The sequence below is a fragment of the Arthrobacter gandavensis genome (assembly GCF_039528575.1).
In the GTDB taxonomy this organism is placed as follows: domain Bacteria; phylum Actinomycetota; class Actinomycetes; order Actinomycetales; family Micrococcaceae; genus Arthrobacter_B; species Arthrobacter_B citreus_B.
Window position 1 is genome coordinate 74877 of record NZ_BAAALV010000002.1, and the last position, 23967, is coordinate 98843.

A 23967-nucleotide genomic window follows, 5' to 3' on the forward strand; every position below is an offset into this window, starting at 1 on the left:
CATCGCCATGGCCCGCGGAATCTATGTAAGCGCCATGACTCCGGGATCCGGCAAGTCCCTGATCACCCTTGGCCTGGCGGACATGCTCCAGCGGCACGCAGACCGGATCGGCTTCTTCCGTCCGATCGTGGAGGGCACCGACCGCGAGAACGACCCGATGGTGCGGCTGATGCAGCGCCGCTTTGACCTCAGCACCTCCAACTGCCGCGGCGGCCTCACCCGTCCGGAGCTGCGCGCACTGCTGGTTGCCGGGGAGCGGGGCGAAGTTGATGCCCGCTGCCTGGCGGTCTACAGCGAAATAGCGGCGGACTGTGACGTGGTGATCGTGGAGGGCACGGACCTTTCAGGGCACGACGTCGCCCTGGAGTTCGATCTCAACGCGCGCCTTGCGAACAACCTGGGTGCCATGGTCATGGCGGTGGTAAACGCCCGGGACATGGGTGTGGAAGAAGCGGCAGACGCCGTCGACGTTTCCCGGCGCGAGCTCGCCGCCGCCAAGTGCGATTTGCTGGCCGTGATGGTGAACCGCGCCGAGGAAGGCGCCGTGGATGAGCTGCGCGCCCACGTCCGGCCCGGCGCTTCCCACCGTCCGGTCTACGTACTGCCGGAATTGAACGAAATCTCCCAGCCTTCCATTTCCGAAGTCGCCAAGGCGCTCAGCGCCCGGCAGATAGCCGGCAGCCGGTCCTTGGAACGGGACGTCACCGGTGTGAAGGTGGCGGCCATGACCGTGGGAAACTTCATCGGACAGCTGGCGGACGGCTCGCTGGTGATCGCACCCGGTGACCGGGCGGATGTGATGGTGGCAGCACTGGCGTCCTCCTTCTCCTCCGAGTTTCCGGTCCCCAGCGGCATGATCCTCACCGGCGGCCTGCCCCTGGAAGCGGGAATCCTGGCCCTCCTGGCCCAGGCGCCCTTCCCGGTCTTCGCAGTGGAGTCGGACACCTATGCCGCGGCGCGCGACGTAAGCAACGTCCGCGGCGAAATCGCAACCGGCCAGCCGCGCAAGGTCGCTGCGGCGCTTGGAGTCTGGTCCCGGTACGTGGACGAAAACGAACTGCTTGAACGCCTGGAGCTGCCCCGTCCGGAGAAGACGACGCCGCTGCGGTTCCTGAACGAGCTCATTGTCCGGGCGCGTACCAAGCGCCAGCACATCGTGCTGCCCGAAGGGCTGGACGTGCGGATCCTGCGCGCGGCGGAGATCCTGCGGCGCCGCGACGTTTGTTCCCTGACGCTGCTGGGTCCTGCCGACCAGGTCCGTGAACTGGCCGCCAGCGAAGGCATCGACCTCAGCGGGATCACCGTGATCAACCCGGCTACCAGCGGAATGCGGGACGACTTCGCACGGGAGTACCAGCAGCTGCGGGCGAAGAAGGGCGTGACCCTCGACGAAGCCGCCGAACGTATGCTTCAGGGGGCATACTTCGGAACCATGATGGTGAAGCTGGGCAGGGTGGACGGAATGGTGTCCGGCGCAGCGCACACCACCGCCAACACGATCCGCCCGGCACTTGAGTTCATCCGCACCCGGGAAAACGTGCAGATTGTCTCCTCCGTGTTCCTGATGCTGCTCCAGGACCGCGTGCTGGTCTACGGCGACTGCGCAGTGAACCCCGAACCGGACGCCGGGCAGCTCGCGGACATTGCCTTGGCCTCCGCGGACACGGCCGAGCAGTTTGGAATTACGCCGCGGGTCGCCATGCTTTCCTACTCCACGGGTGCTTCCGGCAAGGGCGGTTCCGTGGAAAAGGTTCGCGAAGCAACCGAGCTGGTCCGCAAGGCCCGCCCCGAACTGCCGGTGGAAGGCCCCATCCAGTACGACGCCGCCGTGGATGCCTCGGTGGCGGCATCCAAGGCACCCGGATCCTCCGTGGCCGGCCAGGCCACGGTGTTCATCTTCCCGGACCTGAACACCGGCAACAACACCTACAAGGCCGTCCAGCAGTCCGCCGGCGCAGTGGCGGTCGGCCCGATCCTGCAGGGCCTGCGCAAACCGGTCAACGACCTATCCCGCGGCTGCACCGTTGATGACATCGTCAACACCGTGGCCATCACCGCCGTCCAGGCGCAGGAGGACTAAATGCTGGTTCTAGTGGTCAACTCCGGATCCTCGTCCCTGAAGTACCAGGTACGGGACACAGATACGCGCGAGGTTGTGGCCAAGGGCCTCATTGACCGTATTGGCGGCCAGGAGGTCCCGGACCACCACGAGGCGCTCGTCCGCCTGCACCGGGAAGTCGCCGAGGCCCTGGACGGGAAGTCCATCGACGCCGTCGGGCACCGGGTGGTCCACGGCGGCGAGCGTTTCAGCCAGCCCGTCCTGGTGGACAACGAGATCACCCGCGCCATTGAACGCCTCAGCCCGCTGGCTCCGCTGCACAATCCAGCCAGCGCCATGGGTATCCGTGCCGTAGCGGACCTGTATCCGAATGTCCCGCAGGTGGCGGTCTTTGACACCGCGTTCCACCGCACCCTTCCCCAGCGTGCCTGGCGCTACGCCATCCCGCAGTCCCTGTACCGCAGGTACGGGATCCGCCGTTACGGCTTCCACGGGACCAGCTGCGACTACGTAAGCGGGCTGGCCGCCGATTTCCTGGGCGTGCCGGCGGAGACGCTCGACGCCGTGATCGCCCATCTGGGCAACGGCGCCTCCGTGACGGCCCTGAAAGAGGGCCGGAGCATCGACACCTCCATGGGCTTCACCCCCATGGCCGGACTCGTCATGGGAACCCGCTCCGGGGACATCGACCCGTCCATCCTGGTGTTCCTTGGCCGGGAGGGTTACGGCCCGGATGACATCGACAACCTGCTGAACCGGGAATCCGGGCTGCTCGCACTGGGCGGCGCAGCGGATATGCGGGAGGTTGAAGTGGACGCCGATGCCGGCAGTGAGCAGGCCCGGCTGGCCCTTGAAATAGCCGCCTACCGGCTTGCGAAGTACATCGGTGCCTACCATGTGGCTGTGGGCGGGGCGCAGGCAATCGTCTTTACTGCCGGGATCGGCGAGAACGCCGGCGACTTCCGTGCGCAGGTGGTGGACATGCTGGGCGCACTGAACGTGCGCCTCGACCCGGAGGCCAACGCCGTGCGCTCGAAAGAGGTCCGGAGGATCAGTTCGGCGGAATCGGCGATCGAGGTACTGGTGGTCCCAACCGACGAAGAGGAAGCCATCGCCGAAGCAACCGTGGATACGGTGCTCGCCTCAGGACGCGAATAGCCACCACGGGCACCGGCGCACCGCAACCCTACTGGCGGGTACTCGGACATTCCGGAACGAGGAGCCCTTCCAAGGCGACACCGCCCGCAAACCGTTGCTATATTGCAGGTCAGGTTAAGCAGAGGCCGCGGATTTTTCTTGTGCGTGGAGCTGGCATGGAGCACACCCTGCGGGTACTGGTACGAATCGACACGAAGACCTCTTCCGCCTGCATTGAAGTGCGCGGATGCCTGGTGCCGGAAAACTGCGGCGACCTGGTCGGGATCCTTCGGCATACTGCCCTGCTGGGCGCACATTTGATTGTGAACCTCTCACGCGCATCCCATCTGGACGCGCTGGCCCTGGACGAGCTCCTTGCCCGCGCAGATGAAGTGCCCTCCCAGCCCGTCGCCGGCGGGCACACGACGGTTTCGGTGCAGATCCCCGAACGGCTGCCCGTATGCCTTCCGCGGGTACCGGAACATCCTGATCCCCTGGACAACGAGCTGGCCTTCGAGCTGGCGTTCCTGCAGCGCAGCACGGAGGTTTTCCGCCGTCCGGGATAGCGCCCGCCTGCAGCGCCGGCAGCACGCATTCTTCCCGTCCGCCGCTTCACCCTCCCGGGCCCCGCCGCGCCGCACAATTGTCAGCAGGCTTATAAATTTGGCAGGATGGTGGCAACTTATCCCGCAGCAACCAGCAGGAGGTCAGGATGAAGGCAGTTACGTGGCAGGGCAAGCGGAAGGTCAGCGTCGAAGAGGTTCCCGATCCGGTGATCCAGGAGCCTACGGACGCGATCATCCGGATCACCTCCACCGCACTGTGCGGCTCGGACCTGCACCTCTATGAGGTCCTGGGCCCTTACATGAACGCCGGGGACATCGTGGGACACGAGCCAATGGGCATCGTGGAAGAGGTCGGCAGCGCCGTCACCAACCTCAAGCGCGGCGACCGCGTGGTGATTCCGTTCCAGATTGCCTGCGGCGAGTGCTTTATGTGCCGCCAGGGCCTCCAGACCCAGTGCGAGGTCACCCAGGTACGGGAAAAGGGTTCCGGGGCGGCACTGTTCGGCTACTCGGAGCTCTACGGCTCGGTTCCCGGCGGACAGGCTGAGTTCCTGCGCGTCCCGCACGCCGACTACGGCCCCATCAAGGTCAGCTCCGAAGGCCCGGATGACAAGTACCTCTTCCTCTCCGACATCCTTCCCACCGCCTGGCAGGGCGTGCAGTACGCCAATGTGCCCGACGGCGGAACCCTAGCCGTTTACGGGCTTGGTCCCGTAGGCCAGTTCGCCGCACGGATCGGCACCCACCTCGGTTACCGCGTGATCGGCATCGAACCGCAGGCAGAACGCCGGGACCTTGCCGCCCGCTACGGGGCCGAAGTGCTGGACTTCTCCAAGGATCTCGGCGATGAGCTGCGTGAGATGACCCAGGGCCGCGGACCGGACTCGGTGGTGGACGCCGTCGGCATGGAAGCCCACGGCTCCCATGTGGGGTCCTTCGCCCAGGCTGCTGTAGGTCTGCTCCCGGATGCACTCGCGCAGAAGGCCATGGAGACCGCCGGAACGGACCGGCTGTCCGTGCTGCACAGCGCGATCGACGCGGTGCGGCGCGGCGGCACGGTTTCCCTGAGCGGCGTCTACGGCGGCACCGCCAGCCCCATGCCGCTGATGACCATGTTCGACAAGCAGCTGAACTTCCGCATGGGCCAGGCCAACGTGAAGCGCTGGATCGATGACCTGCTTCCGCTGGTTGAGGACTCCGCGGATCCGTTGGGCGTCATGGACCTGGTGACGCACCGGGCCGGCCTTGAGGAGGCCCCGGAACTGTACGAGAAGTTCCAGAAGAAGGAAGACGGCTGCATCAAGGTGGTCTTCCAGCCGGGCCTGAACTAGGCATTCCTGAAGTAACGAAAACAGCTGTTCCCGCTCGGACTACCGGGCGGGAACAGCTGTTTTTAGGCTCCTCGAAGGCTCCAGGCCCAGCGGATGAGGGGCAGCTGCAGGGGCAGGCGCACGGCGTGGATCACCTTGTCACGGTCCGAACCCTGCTCCCCGAAGGCCCGCTCCAGGGCACTGAGGTGGCCGGCAATAAAGACCACGTACATCAGCGCTGTCCCGGTGGCGGCTGCCCGCCGGGTGGCCGGAACCAGCAGGGCCCCGGCAGCGGCCGCCTCGATGACGCCGCTGGCACTGATCCACTGGCTGCGGGTCAGCACGCCGAAGCGGCCTCCCTTGTCCCGGCAGAGGCTGTGGGGAACGACTCCTGCGTAGAAGCCGGGGTTGCGGAAGTGGTTGACCGCGCTGATGCCAAGGAGGGCAGCCATGGCCGCGGCAGAGGCGTTCTGTTTGTTCATGGGCTGCTTTCCATCGGTTCGGCTGTCTGGGACCTGCGGCGCAGCAGGCCGGCTTCCGCGGCGTGGATGGCATCCGCCGCCCGGACCAGCGCCAGGTGGGAGAACGCCTGCGGATAGTTGCCTGCCATGCGCCCGTTCACTGTGTCATATTCCTCGCTCAGCAGGCCAACCTCGTTGGCGTAGCCCACCAGCTGGTCCATCAGCCGGATCGCCTCGTCCAGCCGACCGGTGTGGGCGTACTGTTCGGCCAGCCAGAAACTGCAGGCCAGGAAGGGGTTCTCCCCGGGTTCCAGCCCATCCACTCCCGTCCCGCTGCGGTAGCGCAGCAGCAGTCCCTGCCCATTGAGCAGTTCCCGCTCCAGGAAGGCCACGGTCCCGAGCATCCGCGGATCGTCGTAGTCCAGGAACCCGACGTGGGTGAGCTGCAGGAGCGAGGCGTCTGCTTCGGCAGCGCCGTAGCACTGCACGAACGTATTCCGGCCCGCGTCGTAGCCGCGGTCAAGGATCTCAGTACGCAGTCCGTCCCGGATTGCTTCCCAGAGTTCCACCGGCCCCTCCATGTCGCTCTCCCGTGCCGCCCGGGCAGCACGGTCGAACGCCGCCCACATCATGACGCGGGAATGCGTAAAGAACTGCGGCTCCCCCCGCACCTCCCAGATTCCGTGGTCGGGGTCCTCCAGGTGGCGTTCCAGGAATCCCAGCAGCGCGCGCTGCAGCGGCCAGGAGAAGCTGTCTTCAGCGACTCCGCGGTCCCGGAGCCTGGCCAATGCCACCATCACCGTGCCGACGACGTCGCCCTGGTACTGCTCAACGGCACCGTTGCCGAGCCGGACCGGGAGCGAGCCGGCATGGCCGGGGAACTGCGGAAGGATCCTCTCGGGCAGCTCCCGCCCGCCGTCCACCGCGTACATAATCTGCAGGTCACCCGGGTCACCGGCCACGGCCCGAAGCAGCCAGTTCCGCCAGTGCGCCGCTTCGTCGTCGTACCCGTGGGTCATCATCGCCTCAAGCGTGAGCGCTGCGTCCCGCAGCCAGCAGTACCTGTAGTCCCAATTCCGGGACCCGCCGAATTCCTCCGGCAGCGACGTCGTAGGTGCCGCCACAATCCCGCCGGTGTCTTCGTGGGTCAGTGCGCGCAGTACCAGCAGCGAGCGCCGGACGGGCAGCCGGTAGCGGTCCCGGTCCACGCAGAGTCCGGCCCAGTCCTGCCAGTACCGGGTGGTGACCGCAAGGGCAGCGTCAATATCCGCCTCCTCAGGCGTCTCGCGGTGGGAGGGGTACCAGAGCAGTTCCAGGTCCACGGTCTCTCCCTTGCCTACCGTGAACTCTCCGGTATGCCTGTGGTCACTGCCGTGCGGAATGTTCCCTCCGCTCAGGACCATGGCACTGGGACCGGCGATGGCCAGCAGCCGTTCGACGCCGCCCACGGTCTCCCGGCGCATCCAGGGCACAGTGGTGCCGTAGTTGAACCGGCACTGCAGCTCCTGGCGCATCTGCACCGTTCCGGCCAGTCCTTCTACCCGCCGCACCACCGAGGCCCGCCGGTCCTTGACCGGCATGAAGTCTGTTACCAGCACCTCGCCGCTGACGGTGCGCCAGTGGGTCTGCAGGATGAAGGTGGATTCAAGGTATTCCCGCCGCAGCACCCGCGCCCCGGCCTGGCACGGCTCCAAGAGCCACCGGCCGTGCTCCTCGGTGCCCAGGAGCGCCCCGAACACTGACGGCGAGTCGAACCTGGGAAGGCACAGCCAGTCAATGCTCCCCGTCCGGGACACCAGCGCACCGGTATGGAGGTCCGAAATCAGGGCGTAGTCCTCGATTGGAGTGGCCATTGCACCACTCAACCACAAGCCCGCCGCGGGGCCTACGGCTGCGGCGCCGTGCCTGTTCCGGAGCCGGTGAGGTCGTCGAGGATGCGGCGCATCCGGGCGGGATGGTTCGTGGTGAACTCCCGGACTCCCAGTGCGTAAGCGAACTCTGCGTCCGCTGGTTCATCCACTGTCCACGCGCGCACCGTCCGTCCGGACTTCACCCAGTCCCCCACCGTCCCGGGATGGGAGTGGATGTACTCCACTCCCGGACCCGCTATGCCGGCGGTTCCGGCAGCCAGCAGGGACAGGGCCTGGCCCAGGCCTTCCTCCAGCACGGCACGGGCGTCGCTTCCCTCCGGCAGCACGGCTGCCGTTTCGGCAATCGCTGCGGCGCCGACGTCGGACACCAGCTGGCACACGAACTCTGCGTCCACGCTGCGGCGCAGGTGGGCGACCGACTCCGGGCTGAAGCTCATGAAGCTGACGTGGATATTGGCGAGGCGGGATGTGGCCGCGTCCCAGCCCCTGGACGCCAGGAGCGAAAGGACGGTGTCTTCGAGCCGCAGGCCAAACGGACCGGGCTGCTTGAATTCAACGGCCAGGCCCACGTCCCGCCCTGCCGCAAGGAGCAGGTCCAGCAGTTCGGCAAGGGTGAGGAACTGCTCTGCCGCACTGCCCCGGTCCGCCGGAATCTCCACCCCCTTCCAGCTGCTGAAGTCCAGGGAGCGAAGCTGTTCCAGGGTGTGGCCGGACACCGGTCCGGTGCCGTTGGAGGTGCGGTCCAGCACGGAGTCGTGCAGCAGGACCGGCTCAAGGTCGGAGCTGAGGTGGACATCGCATTCCACGCCGTCGGCACCCTCCTCGAGCGCCTGCAGGTACGCAGCCCTAGTGTGCTCCGCGTATTGTCCGCTGGCTCCGCGGTGGGCATAGATCTTGGGCTGCACGTGTGGCCTTTCGCTCGGGTACGGACCTCCACGCTACGTGAGCAGCCTCGAACCGCACGGCAGGCACGGCTGCCCACGCAGCGTGGCGCCGGAGCCGTGCTGCTGATTAGATGGCAGTGCGGGACAGGCGCGGACTTGCCGCGCACCGGGAGACCGGCACCGCAACCGAGCTGGGACTGGAGGAGCGCCGGTGAGCACACCGCTGCTGGAGAAGGATGCCGTCAAAGCCGCGGCGCTGCGCCGCATGAAGCTGGTGGCCACCGGGCTGCTGGTGCTGCTGGGCATCATCTTTGTGATTGCGTTTGCCCTCCAGGACCGCTATCCGTGGCTGCAGTACGTCCGCGCCGCTGCGGAGGGCGGGATGGTCGGCGCCCTGGCCGACTGGTTCGCGGTCACCGCCCTGTTCAAGCATCCGCTGGGGCTGAAGATCCCCCACACCGCGATTATCCCCCGGAACAAGGACCAGATCGGCGCCACCCTGGGCGACTTCGTGGAGGACAACTTCCTCTCCGACGAGGTAGTGAAGACCAAGCTCGACTCGATCGGCATCGCGCAGCGCGCCGGTGCCTGGCTGTCCCGCCCCGAGGGTGCCGAACGGGTAGCCACTGAGGGAGCCGCCGCCATCCGGGGGATCCTGCGTGTCCTGGACGACGAAGCCGTGCGCGATGTCCTCGAATCCCTGTTCCGGCGGCACGTGGTGGACGTCCCGTGGGGACCGCCCGTGGGACGAATGGCCGAACAGGTATTTGAAGAGGGCCACCATCACCAGCTGGTGGATCTCCTGGTGGACAGCCTCAACGACTGGGTGCACCAGAATCCCGAGGTGGTGGCCCGGCTGGTGGCCGAGAGGTCGCCGTCGTGGGTTCCCAGTTTCCTGGATGACCTGGTGGGAGACCGGGTGCAGGTTGAGCTGGGCCGGTTCCTGGATGCCGTGCAGGACGATCCAAACCACCAGGTCCGACGCTCGCTGGACGAATACCTCCGCGGCCTGGCTTCCGACCTGCAGCACGACCCCGGGGCGATGGCCAAGGCGGAACGGATCAAGGAGCAGGTGCTCGATGATCCGCGGGTGAAGGAACTCATGGCGCAGACCTGGGCAACCATCAAGGGCGCCCTGGCCAACGCCGTGGATGACCCGGACAGTGAGCTCACCGCCAACTTCAAATCCGCCGTGCAGGACTTCGGCACCCGGCTGGTTACCGAACCGGAGCTGGCACAGAAGGTCAACGCTTACGTGGGCGACGCCGCGGGCTACCTGGTGCGGACGTACCGCAAGGACATTGCCGGCGTCATCACCGAAACTGTGGAGCGCTGGGACGCCGAAGAGACCTCGGAAAAGATCGAGCTGCAGGTCGGCAAGGACCTGCAGTTCATCCGCATCAACGGCACCGTGGTGGGTTCGTTGGCGGGACTGGCCATCTTTTCGGTGGCCCACGCTATCTTCGGCTAGTGCACCCTCAGGCCCCGCGGCCCTCGGGCAGGTCCCGGATCTCCGCGGCCAGCTCGCCCGGGATGGTCTCCGGCGCTTCACCGAAGGCCCGGTGCGCAGCCTTGATCACGGACCGGCCCATAGTGTAGTTGCCGGCTCCGCCGATGACTGCACCGATCCCCAAGGGGAGAGCCCGGCCAATGATCACCGATCCCTGGCGCGCCAGCATCCTCTTCAGGAACTGTTTGCGAATGGTGGATCCGAGCGTGCCAAGCATCCCCGACGAAGCCCCGCCCATGGCGCTTCCCCAGGGCTGGCCCTTGCTCAGCTGCTGCATCATGGCCGTACCTTCTTCGCCGAGCATGATGGCCATCACCACTGTGCGGGAGCGTTCCGGATCCTGCAGCCGTACCCCGTGCAGCTCTGCGACTGACTGTGCGTAGAGCGCGGTCGCCTCCAGGAAGCCGAAGGTGGCCGCTGCGGAAAGCCCCAGGGCGGCCGCGGTTCCGACGGCCGGGACCACGGCGGTTGCGCCGACCGCGGCACCGCCGCCGGCAACTGCGGCCAGGTAATGGTGCTCCAGGATCTTCACGAGTTCTGCCGCGGAAGCATCGGGATGCCTGCGCTGCAGGCGCCGGATATTTGCCAGCACCAGCGGTCGCTGGACTTCCACGGCACGCTCAATTCCGCGGGCAATGTGGGTCTTGGGGCGTCCGTCGCTGTCAAAGACGGCGCCGCCTGCCAGCCGGAGTGCGCTGTTGGTCTTGAAGCCCATGGATGCTCCTTAGGTAGTGCCGGACACGCAGTCCGGGCGATCCGCGTATTCAGCCTACGCGACGGCCTGTTAACGAAGAACGGGCCCGCGGAAGCATGTTCCGTGGGCCCGTTCTTGGCTGCGGGCGCTGCCCGCATGCTGACTTACTAGGCGCGGGCGCCGCGCTTGGTGATCATGCCGTAGACCAGCAGGACAACCAGCGAACCGAGGATGGCCACGATCCAGGTCTGGATCGAGAAGAACTCCTCGAGGCCGATACCGAAGATTGCGTTACCAATGAAGCCGCCCAGCAGGGCGCCAACGACGCCGAGCACGAGGGTGATAACCCATCCGCCGCCCTGGCGTCCCGGAAGCAGGGCCTTCGCAATGGCGCCTGCAATGAGTCCCAGAATAAGGAAAGCAATGATACCCATGTGAATACTCCTTGCTGTGTGTGAGTGACTAGTGAAAGTCTGCGTGGCCTGTGGGCCGCGCTTTCCATAAGCGTACTTCATAAGCATGCTTACGCGAAGCCGTTTTTCACGGATCCGACCCCCGAAAAAAATATAATGCCTAGTCAGACCGCTAATAAGGGGCCTTATTTTTTTCCGTGGGAAGGGCGAAAGTTCGGAGAAAAATGCCCACGTCACGCCCTTCTTCGCCGCCAATGCGGTGACCCATGCCGGGGTAGGTCCGGGCTGTTAGCGCAGTGTTCGCCTCCAGCCATTGGGCTGCGCCGGCCACGGCACCGGAATGGATTACCCAGTCCGCACGGTCCCGCCCCCAGAAAAAGGGGACCCTCACGGGAAGGGGCTCCGACATCGCGAGCAGCTCACTGGGAACAATGAAGCCCGAGAGCCCGACCACACACGTGAAGTCTTCCGGCCGGAGCCGAAGGGCGGTCACTGCCATGGCCATGCCCTGCGAGAATCCGAGCAGGGACACCCCGGTGAACCCTCCCAGCCGTTTAAGCTCGGCAATGGTGCCCAGGAGGCTGGATCCCGCGGCCAGCACGTCGGCTTCGTCCGATTCCAGCATCGGATCCAGCAGGAACCAGCCGCTGCGCCCACCTGCGTCGAAGGGTCCCCGCAGGGCAGCGCCGGTGACACCCCGGGGCAAATGGCGGAACAGCGGAGTCATCGCGGACTCATCCGAACCGTAGCCGTGGAGCATAACGAGCAGGTGCGTGCCCGCGCGCTCTGACTCGGGCGCGGACCAGGTGACCGGATGCATGCCACCCAGCCTAGGCGCCAGCGGGCACCCGGGACGTTTGCCGCAGCCAGCACCCGGGCCGGACGCCAAAGCATTGCATTGGATAAGCCGGGAACCTACCGTTGCAGACAGCGCATAGTCGTGCGTCGCGGCCACTGAATGCGGGGGCACATGTACGCAGGAAAGAACCGGGGCGCCATCGTGACGCTCACCGCCAATCCAAGCCTTGACCGGACAGTAGAACTGTCAGGAGTCCTGGTCCGCGGCGCCGTTCAGCGGGCCGCAGGGGTTCACGAAGAGCCCGGGGGCAAGGGCGTGAACGTCTGCCGGGCGCTTGCAGCGTCCGGTTTTCCCGCAGTGGCAGTGCTTCCGGGAGACAATGCCGACCCCGTGATGCAGGCACTGCGAACCACGGGCATAGCCCACCGCAACCTGCCCATCGGGGCCCCGCTGCGGGCAAACCTCACCCTCACCGAGACAGACGGCACCACAACGAAGATCAACCTTCCCGGGCCGGAACTGGGCGCTGCGGTCCAAGAGAGCCTGCTGGCCCTGGCAGTCGACGCGTGCGGCGGCCCGGAAGGAACGGACCCGGCAAGCTGGCTGGTCCTGGCAGGCTCCCTGCCGCCAGGAGTTCCTGCGGACTACTACGCCGTAGTTGCCCATGCCCTGCGCGCACGGTTTGAAGCCGCCGCCCCGCGGCTGGCCATTGATTCCTCCGGCCCTCCCCTCCTGGGTGCCCTGCTGCACGACGCGGCACCTGACCTGCTCAAGCCCAACGGGGAAGAACTCGCCGAGGTAACCGGCGTGGCCACCGGAGATGAGCTGGAAGCGGATCCGTCCCTGGCCGCCGGCGCGGCGCTGACCCTTGTGGAGCGGGGCGTCGGGGCGGTTCTGGCCACCCTCGGTGCACGGGGTGCGCTGCTGGTGACCGCCGACGGCGCGTGGCTGGCAACACGTCCGCCCGTCACCCCAAAGTCCACGGTTGGTGCCGGGGATTCCTCGCTGGCCGGATACCTGCTTGCCCACACCGAGGGAAGAACCCCGCCCGAGTGCCTTCGCCAGGCGGTGGCACATGGTGCGGCCGCAGCTTCCCTGCCGGGAACCACCGTGCCTTCCCTCGCGCAAACGGATCCCGGAGCCGTAACCGTGACCCCCCTTGAACTGCATCCGGTGCCCGCTTCGGGCACCAGACGCGGCCCGGCTACACCCACGCCGAAGGAGCATCACTGATGTCAGAACTCATTACCCCGGAATTGGTCACCCTGGACCAGGACCTCGGCGGCACCCGGGAAACGGTCATCCGCCACCTGGCTGAAAAGGTGGTTGCCGCGGGCCGGGCAACCACGCTGGAAGAGCTGTTTGCCGATGCCATGGCCAGGGAACAGAAAACGGCCACCGGCGTCCCGGGCGGAATCGCCATTCCCCACTGCCGTTCCGCGGCGGTGACACAGGCTTCCCTGGCGATGGCCCGGCTGAAGCCTCCGGTGGATTGGGGAGCCAAGGACGGTCCGGCGGACATCGTGTTCTTCATTGCGGCGCCGGAGGGCGCGGACCAGGAGCATCTGCAGCTGCTGGCAAAGCTTGCACGGTCGCTGATCAAGAAGGACTTCACGGCGTCGCTGCGCAGCGCGGCGACGCCGCAGGCAATCGTCGAACTGGTAGACGGCGCCCTGGGCCTGGGACCGGTGCCGGAATCGGCCCAGCCCGGCGCTGCCGGCACTCCGGCGTCGGACGCCGCACCTGCAGGCTCCCCGCATGGCGCGTCCGGCGCCGCGGGTGCGGCCGCCGGCGGGACGGCAGCAGCGGCCTCAGGCGCACACCGCGGCGCCCACGCCGAGGACCGTACCGGCGAGCGCCGCACCGGCGAGGTGCATGGCGGCAGCGGGACAGCGACGTCGGGCGACGCCCCCGCATCAGCGACAGGCCCCCGGCCTGAGCGCCTGGTGGCGGTGACCGCCTGTCCCACCGGCATTGCGCACACCTATATGGCTGCAGATTCCCTCGCTGCCGCCGCCGCGGAGCGCGGCATCGACCTGCAGGTTGAGACGCAGGGTTCCGCGGGCTCCACCCCGCTTGATCCCGAGGTGATCAGGAACGCGGATGCCGTGATTTTCGCCGTCGACGTCGATGTCCGGGACAAGGGCCGCTTTGCCGGCAAACCGCTGGTCAGCGGCCCGGTGAAGCGCGGCATTGACGAACCAGGCGTGATGATCGAGGAAGCCCTGGCCGCAGCCAAGGACCCCAATGCCCGGACGGTGTCCGGCGGCGGCGGGGGCGGGGAAGAACGCGCCTCCACTGGCGGGGAAAACTTCGGCGGCCAGCTGAAGCGGGCCCTGCTCACCGGCGTCAGTTACATGATTCCTTTCGTTGCCGGCGGCGGCCTCTTGATTGCCTTGGGCTTCCTGCTGGGCGGGTATGAACTTTCGCTCTCGAATGACGAGGGCGTCGCCAACGGCGACATCCTCCTGGACGGAACGGGTCTCTTCAACCTTCCCCCTGACGGACTGCTGGCATATTTGGGTGCCGTGTTCTGGAAGATCGGAAACATTTCGCTCGGGTTCCTGGTCCCGGCGCTGGCCGGCTACATCGCCTACGCGCTGGCGGACCGCCCCGGCATTGCCCCGGGATTCACTGCCGGCGCCGTCGCCCTGTACATGGACGCCGGGTTCCTCGGCGGGATCGCCGGAGGCCTGCTGGCCGGTTACGTCGCCATGTGGGTGGGCGGCTGGAAGGTTCCCAGCTGGCTCCGCGGGCTGATGCCAGTGGTCATCATTCCGCTCATAGCCTCACTCATAGCCTCCGGCTTGCTGCTGCTGGTGCTGGGCGGGCCCATCGCGGCGCTGACCCTCGCCCTGAATGACTGGCTGTCCGGGCTCACCGGCGTCGCCGCCATTGGACTCGGCGTGATCCTGGGCCTGATGATGGGCGCGGACCTCGGCGGACCAATCAACAAGGTTGCCTACGCCTTCGCCGTCGCCGGCCTGGGCGAGGGAGCGTTCGACAACCAGGCTCCCTGGCAGATCATGGCCGCTGTGATGGCCGCAGGCATGGTCCCGCCGCTTGGCATGGCCCTGGCAACGGTCCTGGACAAGAGCCAGTTCTCCATGGCCCTGCGGGAGAACGGCAAGGCCGCCTGGCTGCTGGGGGCCGCGTTCATTTCCGAGGGCGCAATCCCGTTCGCCGCAGCGGATCCGCTTCGCGTCATCCCGTCCACCATGCTCGGCGGCGCGGTGGCCGGTGCCATCTGCATGGCCGCCGGAGTCACCTCGCAGGCCCCGCACGGCGGAATCTTCGTCTTCTTCGCCATTGGCAACGTTTTTATGTTCATCGTGGCCATCCTGGCCGGTATGGTCGTCAGCGCACTGGTCCTCGTTGGGCTCAAGCGGCTCACCGGATCGAAGAAGGCGGAGGAACCCGTTGTTGCCTAGGAATCCGGTTTTGGTTTACAGGAAGGTTCAGTGATGCGCACCATCAAGGGAATCGGAGTCAGTCCCGGCCGGGTCCTTGGGCCTTCTCTCCGGATGCCTCCGCCCGTTCCAGAGCCCGACGCCGACTCCAAGTACGCACCGGAGAGCTCCGTCGACCAGGAAAAGGCCCGCTTGAAGGACGCCGCGGATGCCGTGCGGGAGGACCTCTTACACCGCTCCTCCGTTGCTTCGGGCGACGCAAAGGCGGTCCTGGACGCAACGGCGATGATGGCTACGGATCCCATGCTGCTCAAGGCTGCCGGCAAGCACATCAACCAGGGCATGGCAGCGGACCGGGCGGTGTGGGAAGCCGGGCTGGAAGTAGCGGCAATGCTGCAGGGCCTGGGCGGGTACATGGCCGAACGTACGCAGGACGTCCTGGACGTCCGCTCACGCATCGTGGCGCAGCTGGACGGCCTGCCCGCACCCGGCATTCCGGCGTCGGACGTTCCGTTTATCCTCACAGCGGAGGAACTGGCACCGGCCGACACCGCAACGCTGGATCCGTCCCTCGTGATCGGGCTGGTTACCAGCGGCGGCGGCCCGCAGTCCCACACGGCCATCCTGGCCCGTTCCCTGGGCCTGCCCGCCGTGGTAGGTGCCGCCAGCGCGGATTCAATTGCTGACGGCACGGAAGTCTATCTGGACGGCGGAACCGGAACAGTGGTGGTGAACCCCGGCGTCGCCGAGCGCGAAGCCGCACAGAAATACGCCGCCCGCTCCTCACTTCCGGCCTTCAACGGCGTGGGCAGCACCTCTGACGGCCATCGGGTGCCGCTGCTGGCCAACGTCGGGTCCGGCAAGGACGCCGAGGCAGCCGCTGCGGCCGGCGCGGAAGGCGTGGGACTGCTGCGCACCGAGTTCTGCTTTTTGGGCCGGGACTCCGAACCCAGCATGCAGGAACAGGTAGCAGCCTACGGAGCGGTCTTTGATGCCTTCCCCGGCCGGAAAGTGGTGGTACGGACGCTCGACGCCGGTGCGGACAAGCCGCTGCCGTTCCTCACTGACAAAAGCGAACCCAATCCGGCGCTGGGCGTGCGCGGCTTCCGCACCGACCGGTCGGCTCCCGGCGTCCTGGCCCGCCAGCTGGAAGCGATCGCTGACGCCGCCGGCTCACACGACTGCGACGTCTGGGTCATGGCCCCCATGATCTCCACCGCCGACGAGGCGTCCGACTTTGCCGTAATGTGCGCCGCCGCCGGCCTGGCGACGCCGGGGGTGATGATCGAGGTGCCCGCTGCGGCCATCAAGGCCGAGGCCGTGCTGTCCAAGGTGAAGTTCGCTTCGCTGGGCACCAACGACCTCACGCAGTACACCATGGCAGCTGACCGGCAGCTGGGAACCCTGGCGTCCCTGAACGACCCGTGGCAGCCTGCCGTGCTGCAGCTGATTGCCATGACGGTCCAGGGCGGCGCGCTAGCCGGTGCGGCTGACAGCGTGCCCCGCAATGTTGGCGTATGCGGTGAGGCTGCCGCGGACCCTGCCCTCGCCGTCGTGCTGACCGGACTCGGCGTGAATACCCTGTCCATGACTCCGCGGGCGCTGTCCACCGTGGGCGCGGTGCTTTCCTCCGTGACCCTCGCCGAGGCCCAGGCGCTTGCCGGAACCGCACTGGTGGCCAGGACCGCTGCCGAAGCCCGGACCCAGGTCCGCAGCCAGCTCCCCATCCTTGAACAGCTTGGCCTCTAGCGAGGCCGGCAGAACACCAACCCGGAAGGAAGAACCCCGATGCCAGAACGCGAAGCCACCATAGCCAGCAGGGTTGGCCTGCACGCCCGCCCTGCCTCCCTCTTCGCCGAAGCGGCTGCCGCTCAGCCGGTGGAAGTGACCATAGCGATGCAGGGTGAGCCCGCCGAAGAAGCACTGGATGCCTCAAGCATGCTCTCGCTCATGAGCCTTGGTGCCTCCCACGGAGACGTGGTGGTCCTGCGTGCCGAAGGCGACGGCGCGGACGCCGCATTGGATGCGCTGGTGAAAATCCTCGAAACCGACCTCGACGCGACCTAGGAACAGGGTGCCCCGGCCGCCATTCCATAAGGACCCGGAACAAAGCGAAGCCAGCGGCCAATGGCCGCTGGCTTCGATAGCAACTTCACGCTGACCCCCCACAGGCAGCGGACGTTACATATTCATTAGTCTGGCACAGGGTCATGAATTTGTGAACGAATCCAGTGATTTTCAACTCACATTTTTGTAACGTTCTGCAGGCCTGCAGCCCCCGTGGGGCGGCGCATCTGCCGCCGGTGCGACATCCACATGACGGCAAGGCCGAGAGTCACCAGGATGACCGCGGAAAACGGGAGCAGCAGCATAAAGACTCCGATGTCTGCAACCAGGGTGAGCGCGGTGAACAGCACCACCACCGCCAGGCCCGTGCCGAAGAGGCCCGACCCCACGCGGTGCGGCATCCGGTATCGGGAGTTCCTTGCGGCAGCGAGCGCCGGCGCGCAGACGCAGGCTGCTACATAGGCGGGATACATCCTCCCGAGCATCCCGTACACCTCAACGGTCACCTGGTCGTTGTAGTCCAGCAGCCCCGTCGAGGTAACAGGGATGTCGCTGGCGGCAAAGAACCCGGCTGTCAGCACAACGGTGAGCCCAAGGACAGCAAGTCCAACCGGCCCGACGATGAGGCGGCGCGCCCAGTCGGCGCCGAAGGCTGCTGCGCCGCGCACACCCAGGATCACGAAGACCCCGTACAGCGAATAACGCAGCAGCAGGTTCGCGAGGTTGAATCCACCCAGCAGCGGATCAATGAAGTCGTAGATCACTGACAGGCTCAGGCCGGTGGAGACGGCTATGAGCACCATGCAGAAAAAGATGCTGCGGTTGCGGCCGCGGATGGCGTCCGGCAGCCGGAACAGCGCAAAAAGGGAACTCAGCGCGAACGCCGATACCTGTACGGCGAATCCTGCGGTCATCCCAAATTCTCCAAGAGTGCGTGGTCGTACTTTTCGTCTTGTTCGCGTTTGCGCAGCACCTTGGCCAGCGCATCCAGCCTGTCCCTGGCGAGTGAGACAAGTTCAGCGTCGGTGAGTGCAGCCAGGGCCTCTTCACGGCCCGTGGGCGGCCAGCCGCCCTCATCGGGTTCCAGCACGCCGGTAACCACCAGCCCGCTGGTCAGGGATACGCCCGCCTGGCGTGCGGCCTCGACGGCGAGCTTCGTAGCCAGGCGTCCCGCCGTCAGCTGGGCGGAAATGTTCTGGGGAGCGATTCCCGTGGCCGCTGAGAGCGCGAGGCGCAGGTCCCCGGGATCCACGGCGTCGAACCAGGGCCGCACCGCTATTGATTCGGCATACCCTGCCACCCTGGGGACGGCCGGATGCTCTTGGTCGGCACCCGCCCTGGCCAGGAGGTACTCCAGGATGCACTGGTAGGGAACCTGGCTGATGAGCTCGGCGGGGGTAGGGGCGCGGCGGCCTTCGGCCAGCCCGTGGAATCCGTCGAATTCGGAAAGCACGGCCACTGGATCCTGCCCGTAGGCCCGGGCCACGCGGACCACGGTTGCCACGGCCACGTTTCCCCGCACCAGCTGCTGGGCCAGGGTTGAGCGCTTGATGCCCGTCCTGCGGCACAGATCCGCGGTGGATTCATTGGGAGCAACACGGGTCCGCCAGTTCTGGAAGGCCTTAGCGGACACCCCCATTTGACCCCCGTAGCTGCTCGATTGGATTCCCTGCGACCGGATCAGTATACTTCTAGCACTGGCTCCCCCCTCTGCGTTCCCCCCATATGCAGAGGCGGGAGCCAGCTCCAATTAACACGAGTAACGGTAATTAGCCGCGCGCCGATTAAGGCCAGCCCGGCCTGGCTACCCGGCCCGCCGCCTGGCAGCTTCCCTGGCACGCTCCCAGGCAGCTTCAAGATCGCCCACCGCGCTGCCGTAGCGCTCCACTGCCGCATCGTCCGCTGCGTCCGACCCGGCGGCTTCGTGCGCCTCCGTGGCCTCCCGCGCAGCGCGGGCCAGCTGGCTTGTTTCTTTTTCGCGCACGTCCGTCAGTCCCGGGAACTCCGCGCCCTTCCAAGGGTCAAGTTCGTACGAACCCCATTCCAGCAGGACGGCTTCACGCCGCCGGGCGAGGGATTCAAGGCGGCGGCGCCGAAGTTTCTCCACCCGCGCACGCTTTCTGGCCCGGTGCCGGCGGTCCACCCAGTACCAGGCGCCGGCGGACCCGCCCAGGGCCAGGAGGCCGACCACCGCCCCGGCACCCGGGGCGGCGAGTGAAGCCCAGGCAATCGCCGCGACAACGGCCAGTCCGCCGGTCAGGCTCACCCAAAAGAGCCGCTCTCCATCCTCGCGGCGAAGGGCCGAGTCGAGCCCCGGGGCTGTAAGCCCTATAGCGGCAGCGGCCAGAAGGAGGGCAGGCAGGCCTGCCAGAAAGCCTGAATCCACGCGTTGGCCTCCTCTCCGTGCGGCTCGAGGCGACATGCGGCAGCTACATCACCAAAATCTACCAAGTATGCTGATAAACAATGTTTTCCGCCGAGGTATTCGGAAGACTCAAGCATTGCACGACGCCTCACAGCTAAGGAATGACATGTTGGTACCTGCCCCGCGCGGTGAACTCACCTCCGCGCTCCTGACCGTGCTGCATGAGGGTCCGCAGGCGGCTGCCGAACAGTACGGGAAGCTCGACGGCGCCGCCGACCGGATCCTCGCCGGCTCAACGGACGTTCTGCGTGACGATGACCTGCAGCTGGCCCTCTTCCTCCTGTACGAGCTCCACTACAGCGGACTGGACGGCATCGACCCGGACCTGGAATGGCAGCCGGAACTCATCCGGGTGCGCAGGAAGCTGGAGGCAGCTTTCGAAACCGCCCTCCGGCAGGCCGTTCCAGTCCCCGACGCTCCCTCCCCCGTCGCGGAAGACGTAGCCCAGGCGCTGTTCACGCTGGCTGCTGACGACGACGGCCCCAGCGTGTCCCGTTTTATCGCCAGGCACGCCACCGAAGACCAGCTTCGGGAATTCCTGGTGCTGCGCTCGGTGTACCAGCTCCGTGAAGCCGACCCGCACAGCTGGGCGATCCCCCGCCTGGCCGTGGGACGGGCAAAGGCTGCCCTGGTGGAAATCCAGGCTGACGAGTACGGCGGCGGACGCCCGGAACGGATGCACTCCGCACTGTTTGCCCGCACCATGGAAGGGCTTGGGCTGGACACCGCCTACGGACGCTACCTGGACCGCATTCCGGCGCTGGTGCTCGCCTCCTCCAACGCCATGTCCCTCTTCGGGTTGAACCGCCGCCTCAGGGGCTGCATCGCCGGGCACCTCGCAGCCTTTGAAATGACCTCATCGATCCCGAATTCCTTCTACGCCCGCGGCTTCAAGCGCGCCGGCTACGGACCGGAGGTCACCTTCTACTTTGATGAGCACGTTGAGGCGGATGCGGTGCACGAACAGATCGCCGCCCGGGATCTCGCGGGAGGGCTGGCAGAGGCTGAACCCCACCTGCTGGAAGACATCCTCTTTGGCGCCGCTACCGTCCTCACGCTCGATGCCCTGCAGGGCGCGGAACAGCTGGAGGCATGGAAGCAGGGCCGGAGCGCCCTCCGGGAGGATTCGCCGCCCCGCGCGGACGCCCAGGCGCTGGACGCCGCAGCAGCGGCCGCAGGAGTGATGGCATGAGCATCCTGCCCGCCGCCGGCGCGGACGAAGTGTCCGTACCCGGTTCCGAAGTTACCGTCGTGCCGTCCGCTGATGCCCGGGAATCAGAACCGTTCGCGGTTACGGAGTGTCCGGGTGGACCGTTGCTGGTGCGGGGCGACTTCGAAATCACGGACAGCAGCGGCAACGAGGTGCCAAAGAACCGGGAGACGGTTGCCCTTTGCCGCTGTGCCGGATCACGGATCAAGCCCTGGTGCGACGGTACGCACAAACTGCTTCGGCGGGCATCGGAAAACTGACGGCGCCTCGCGCCTCGCCAAACAGCTTCGGACAGCAGAACACCCCGGCTCCATAAGGAACCGGGGTGTTCTCGCTTTTCAGCGGCGGGTGGGCCCTGTGGGGCTCGAACCCACGACCCACGGATTAAAAGTCCGATGCTCTACCAACTGAGCTAAAGGCCCCCCATCGATACGGCGGCAGCAGAGCCACCCCATCGACTTTTCCACTTTATCGCACCCCTTGGTAATCGTGGAAACCCTCCCCGGGGCGATAATCAACCCCTGCCCGCGAAGTGGATTCCACCTGTGGAAAACGGCTTCGATTCCGAAGACCGGCGGGAGTATTCTCAAGACATGACTGAGTCGAATGCATCGGTTCCCCGTCACCACAAGCCCAAGCTGTACGCACCCATGGACTTCGCCAACCACCCCGGCGGCGCCGATCCTGCTCGGGTTTCGGAAGCTGCCCATTTGGCGGCGCAGGCCCTGGTGCACCACGGCAGGGAAAGCGATGACCCCGAAGTCACCCGGCGGCTGGTAGAACTGGCCGACCAGCAGGGCCTCGAGGCCGTCGCCGAGATCTGGGCCACGAGTCCGGCCAGGTCCCTGCCAGGCGCTCTCTGGCGCCTTTACGCCCTGCGCGCAGCGGTACAGCAGAACCCGGAGAAGGTAGCAGCCTTCTACGCCGCCGGCATGGAGGCAGCACAGGTCTCCAGGGTGGTCTCCGGCGTCGCCGAGCCTATGGGCGCCGAAGAGGTCCGCGCCATGGCGGACACCATTCTCTCCGGCGCCTTTGAAGGAGAGTTCGACGTCGCACTGGAGCGTTTCGCCGCATTCTGCCGGGTGGTGGCACTTGGTGAAACCCATCACGCTGACTCTGCGGAAGCGGCCAGCAGTGCGCGGGCTACGGAGCTGACCCGCAATGCCCGGCAGCTGGTGCTGACCGCGGAAGACCTCGAACACTCGGCCGAGGCGTGGCGCCGCGGGGAACTGGACTGAGCCTGCGGCACCGTGCCAGGGCTGTGGATACTCCGGTTGACATCAGGGACCCCGAGTAGAAAACTGAAAGTGGTGTCGGACCGCGGAACCCCCGGGCTTCAACTTAGAGCCGCTTCGAGCGGCCTTCCGCCGAGAGGCGCTCCCGGTCCGGCACCGTTACTCTTTTCCGCATCGGATATTCTTACCGGTGTGATGACCCCCAAGCGCAACAGGCCAGTCCGGTGAAGCTCCGGCTGTTTCCCCAGGAAAACGCCGGCCTTGACCTTCTGTCCCGAATGGCCGCACAGGCCGTCAGTGGTACCGCCACCCTCTCGGAGGCGCTGGGAGCAGACCCAGCAGAGTTCCCAAGGCTCGCCGAGGAACTGCATACCCTTGAGGCGGAGACCACCGAACTGCACTTTGCGCTTATGACGCAGATGCGCACCAGCTTCATCAACCCGCTTCCCCGTGAAGACCTGTACGACCTCTCCCTGATCCTGCTGGCGCTCATGGAGCGGCTGGACAGTGCGGCGGAGATCGTCTCGCTCTACAAGCTGACCAATGTTTCGCGGCGGGCTGCCGAACAGCTGGAGGTGCTGGGCCGGCAGGCCGAGCTCTCGGTGGCTGCCATGCGCACCCTTGCCTCCCTTGAGGATCTGGAAGACTACTGGATCGAAATGCTCCGGCTGAGCAAGCGGGTGGAACGCACGCACCGCATTTGGCTCGCCGAGCTGATCCACGACCACAAGGCACTGGCCTACATCCGCCACCGTGACCTGGCCGACCAGCTGGCCGCTGCGTCCAAGGAACTGCGCCGGCTCGGCACCTACGTCGGCAACATCCTGGTCCGGGAATCGTAGTTGACCACCGTACTGCTGGTGGCAGTATTCGCCTTCGCGGGTGCCTACGCCTTCATCAACGGCTTTCACGACGTCTCCAACTCGGTGGCCGCTGCCATCCGCACCCGGGCACTCACCCCGGGCGTCGCCGTCGTGCTGGCCAGCGTTTTCAACCTGCTGGGCGCCCTCATGAGCACGGCGCTGGCCCTGGTGCTGGCGGACCTGTTCGTCAAGCTGCCCGAAGGCAGCAACGGCCTGGGCATCCTGATAGCCGCACTTGCCGCTGCGTGCGCGTGGGGCCTGTGGACGTGGTGGCGGCGCATGCCTTCGTCCTCCACGCACGCCCTGGTGGGCGGGATCGTGGGTTCCGCTGCCGCTTCCCCGCTGGTAGGCGGGCCGGGCGTTTCAGAGTCCTTCCGGCTCCTCTGGGACCAGATTGCCCTGCCCCTGCTGCTTTCCCCCGTGATCGCCTTCGTACTGGCGTACCTGCTGGTATACCCGGTGATGTGGCTGATGCGGTACAGCTCGCTGCGTCGCGGCGATGCCGGCAACCGGATCGCGCAGTCCGTGCTTTCTGCTGCGTTCTCACTGGGCCACGGTATGCAGGACGGGCAACGGACCATGGCGGTCCTGGTGCTGGGGCTTGCCGCTGCCGGCTACTCCACCGGCGGCGGGATTCCCTGGGGCGTGCAGGTGTTCGCCGGCGTCGCTCTGGCCGTGGGGGCCCTCTTCGGCGGCTGGCGGATTACCCATACCCTCGGCTACCGGCTGGTGCGGATTGATCCGCTGCGCGGCATGAGCGCCCAGGCCGTGGCTACCGGAATGCTCTTCCTGGGCGGGCTCTGGCTGCACATCCCGCTCTCCAGTACGCAGACCATGACCAGCGCAGTTGTGGGTGCCGGCGCGAACCGCCGGTTTGCCGCCGTCCGGTTCATTCCGCTGCGCGAGATCCTCTTCACCTGGCTGGTGACCGCTCCGGCTGCTGCACTGCTGGGCGGCATCTTCCTGCTCGCCCTCAGCCCGCTGCTCTAAGCCCGCACGTTCCGCGCCAGCCCTGACCCAACCCCAAACACGCCGAGAGGCCAGTTACGGCTC

Annotated in this window: 23 protein-coding genes and 1 tRNA gene; 14 read left to right on the forward strand and 10 right to left on the reverse strand. The window is 66.6% G+C overall.

The features are described from left to right. The first annotated feature begins 7 nt into the window (after positions 1–7). The 4 genes from pta (at position 8) to ABFX29_RS03550 (ending at position 5093) form a co-directional block, all read left to right on the forward strand. On the forward strand, positions 8–2080 hold the full coding sequence (pta, locus tag ABFX29_RS03535; RefSeq protein ID WP_152224907.1) for a phosphate acetyltransferase: 2073 nt from the start codon (positions 8–10) through the stop codon (positions 2078–2080). Then, entirely contained in the window at positions 2081–3217 is a 1137-nt protein-coding gene (locus tag ABFX29_RS03540; protein ID WP_152224909.1) for an acetate/propionate family kinase, read from the forward strand. A 155-nt stretch (positions 3218–3372) separates the two neighbouring features. Continuing rightward, complete coding sequence (locus ABFX29_RS03545) at positions 3373–3762, forward strand: hypothetical protein (RefSeq protein WP_152224911.1); 390 nt, start codon at positions 3373–3375, stop codon at positions 3760–3762. A 146-nt stretch (positions 3763–3908) separates the two neighbouring features. Next, complete coding sequence (locus tag ABFX29_RS03550; RefSeq protein WP_152224913.1) at positions 3909–5093, forward strand: zinc-dependent alcohol dehydrogenase; 1185 nt, start codon at positions 3909–3911, stop codon at positions 5091–5093. A 62-nt stretch (positions 5094–5155) separates the two neighbouring features. Here the strand turns inward: ABFX29_RS03550 and ABFX29_RS03555 are convergent, their stop codons facing one another. The 3 genes from ABFX29_RS03555 to ABFX29_RS03565 are packed head-to-tail and all read right to left on the reverse strand — an operon-like array spanning position 5156 to position 8309. Then, positions 5156–5554 carry a DoxX family protein gene (locus tag ABFX29_RS03555; protein ID WP_152224915.1) on the reverse strand — a complete coding sequence of 133 codons (399 nt, stop codon included), beginning with the start codon at positions 5552–5554 and terminating at the stop codon, positions 5156–5158. After that, on the reverse strand, positions 5551–7404 hold the full coding sequence (locus ABFX29_RS03560) for a glycoside hydrolase family 15 protein (protein ID WP_275124634.1): 1854 nt from the start codon (positions 7402–7404) through the stop codon (positions 5551–5553). Before ABFX29_RS03560 ends, ABFX29_RS03555 begins: the two co-directional genes overlap by 4 nt. Before the next feature lie 14 nt (positions 7405–7418). Further along, positions 7419–8309, reverse strand: coding sequence for a glycerophosphodiester phosphodiesterase (locus ABFX29_RS03565; protein WP_152224919.1), 891 nt, complete (start codon positions 8307–8309; stop codon positions 7419–7421). A 244-nt stretch (positions 8310–8553) separates the two neighbouring features. Here ABFX29_RS03565 and ABFX29_RS03570 point away from each other — a divergent pair, with 244 nt between their 5' ends. Beyond that, complete coding sequence (locus ABFX29_RS03570; protein ID WP_152227144.1) at positions 8554–9759, forward strand: DUF445 domain-containing protein; 1206 nt, start codon at positions 8554–8556, stop codon at positions 9757–9759. Between the two features lie 7 nt (positions 9760–9766). Here ABFX29_RS03570 and ABFX29_RS03575 read toward each other — a convergent pair whose 3' ends face one another. The 3 genes from ABFX29_RS03575 to ABFX29_RS03585 form a co-directional block, all read right to left on the reverse strand. Beyond that, on the reverse strand, positions 9767–10513 hold the full coding sequence (locus ABFX29_RS03575) for a hypothetical protein (RefSeq protein WP_152224921.1): 747 nt from the start codon (positions 10511–10513) through the stop codon (positions 9767–9769). A gap of 146 nt (positions 10514–10659) precedes the next feature. Beyond that, entirely contained in the window at positions 10660–10926 is a 267-nt protein-coding gene (locus ABFX29_RS03580; RefSeq protein WP_152224923.1) for a GlsB/YeaQ/YmgE family stress response membrane protein, read from the reverse strand. A gap of 151 nt (positions 10927–11077) precedes the next feature. Further along, complete coding sequence (locus ABFX29_RS03585; RefSeq protein ID WP_152224925.1) at positions 11078–11725, reverse strand: alpha/beta hydrolase; 648 nt, start codon at positions 11723–11725, stop codon at positions 11078–11080. Positions 11726–11875: 150 nt separating this feature from the next. Here ABFX29_RS03585 and ABFX29_RS03590 point away from each other — a divergent pair, with 150 nt between their 5' ends. From ABFX29_RS03590 to ABFX29_RS03605, 4 genes are read left to right on the forward strand one after another with little or no spacing between them, the layout of a single operon-like run. Then, positions 11876–12937 carry a 1-phosphofructokinase family hexose kinase gene (locus ABFX29_RS03590; protein ID WP_152224927.1) on the forward strand — a complete coding sequence of 354 codons (1062 nt, stop codon included), beginning with the start codon at positions 11876–11878 and terminating at the stop codon, positions 12935–12937. Next, entirely contained in the window at positions 12937–15135 is a 2199-nt protein-coding gene (locus ABFX29_RS03595) for a PTS fructose transporter subunit IIABC (protein ID WP_152224929.1), read from the forward strand. The genes ABFX29_RS03590 and ABFX29_RS03595 overlap by 1 nt, the downstream gene beginning before the upstream one ends. Positions 15136–15168: 33 nt before the next feature. After that, positions 15169–16863: a phosphoenolpyruvate--protein phosphotransferase gene (ptsP, locus tag ABFX29_RS03600; protein ID WP_152224931.1), complete on the forward strand. Its 1695-nt coding sequence runs from the start codon at positions 15169–15171 to the stop codon at positions 16861–16863. 39 nt (positions 16864–16902) lie between these two features. After that, positions 16903–17181: an HPr family phosphocarrier protein gene (locus tag ABFX29_RS03605; RefSeq protein WP_152224934.1), complete on the forward strand. Its 279-nt coding sequence runs from the start codon at positions 16903–16905 to the stop codon at positions 17179–17181. Positions 17182–17357: 176 nt separating this feature from the next. Here the strand turns inward: ABFX29_RS03605 and ABFX29_RS03610 are convergent, their stop codons facing one another. From ABFX29_RS03610 to ABFX29_RS03620, 3 genes are all read right to left on the reverse strand, one after another. Further along, on the reverse strand, positions 17358–18095 hold the full coding sequence (locus ABFX29_RS03610) for a hypothetical protein (protein WP_152224936.1): 738 nt from the start codon (positions 18093–18095) through the stop codon (positions 17358–17360). After that, complete coding sequence (locus ABFX29_RS03615) at positions 18092–18820, reverse strand: hypothetical protein (RefSeq protein WP_152224938.1); 729 nt, start codon at positions 18818–18820, stop codon at positions 18092–18094. Before ABFX29_RS03615 ends, ABFX29_RS03610 begins: the two co-directional genes overlap by 4 nt. Before the next feature lie 165 nt (positions 18821–18985). Beyond that, positions 18986–19567: a hypothetical protein gene (locus ABFX29_RS03620; RefSeq protein ID WP_152224941.1), complete on the reverse strand. Its 582-nt coding sequence runs from the start codon at positions 19565–19567 to the stop codon at positions 18986–18988. A gap of 145 nt (positions 19568–19712) precedes the next feature. Here ABFX29_RS03620 and ABFX29_RS03625 point away from each other — a divergent pair, with 145 nt between their 5' ends. Beyond that, on the forward strand, positions 19713–20798 hold the full coding sequence (locus tag ABFX29_RS03625; RefSeq protein ID WP_152224943.1) for an iron-containing redox enzyme family protein: 1086 nt from the start codon (positions 19713–19715) through the stop codon (positions 20796–20798). After that, on the forward strand, positions 20795–21076 hold the full coding sequence (locus tag ABFX29_RS03630) for a CDGSH iron-sulfur domain-containing protein (protein ID WP_152224945.1): 282 nt from the start codon (positions 20795–20797) through the stop codon (positions 21074–21076). The genes ABFX29_RS03625 and ABFX29_RS03630 overlap by 4 nt, the downstream gene beginning before the upstream one ends. A gap of 89 nt (positions 21077–21165) precedes the next feature. Here the strand turns inward: ABFX29_RS03630 and ABFX29_RS03635 are convergent. After that, positions 21166–21238 (reverse strand) — tRNA-Lys (locus tag ABFX29_RS03635). 171 nt (positions 21239–21409) lie between these two features. Here ABFX29_RS03635 and ABFX29_RS03640 point away from each other — a divergent pair. The 3 genes from ABFX29_RS03640 (at position 21410) to ABFX29_RS03650 (ending at position 23904) form a co-directional block, all read left to right on the forward strand. Beyond that, entirely contained in the window at positions 21410–22054 is a 645-nt protein-coding gene (locus ABFX29_RS03640; RefSeq protein ID WP_152224947.1) for a hypothetical protein, read from the forward strand. A gap of 221 nt (positions 22055–22275) precedes the next feature. Further along, positions 22276–22893, forward strand: coding sequence for a DUF47 domain-containing protein (locus tag ABFX29_RS03645; protein ID WP_152224949.1), 618 nt, complete (start codon positions 22276–22278; stop codon positions 22891–22893). Beyond that, entirely contained in the window at positions 22894–23904 is a 1011-nt protein-coding gene (locus tag ABFX29_RS03650; protein WP_152224951.1) for an inorganic phosphate transporter, read from the forward strand. Positions 23905–23967: the final 63 nt, after the last annotated feature.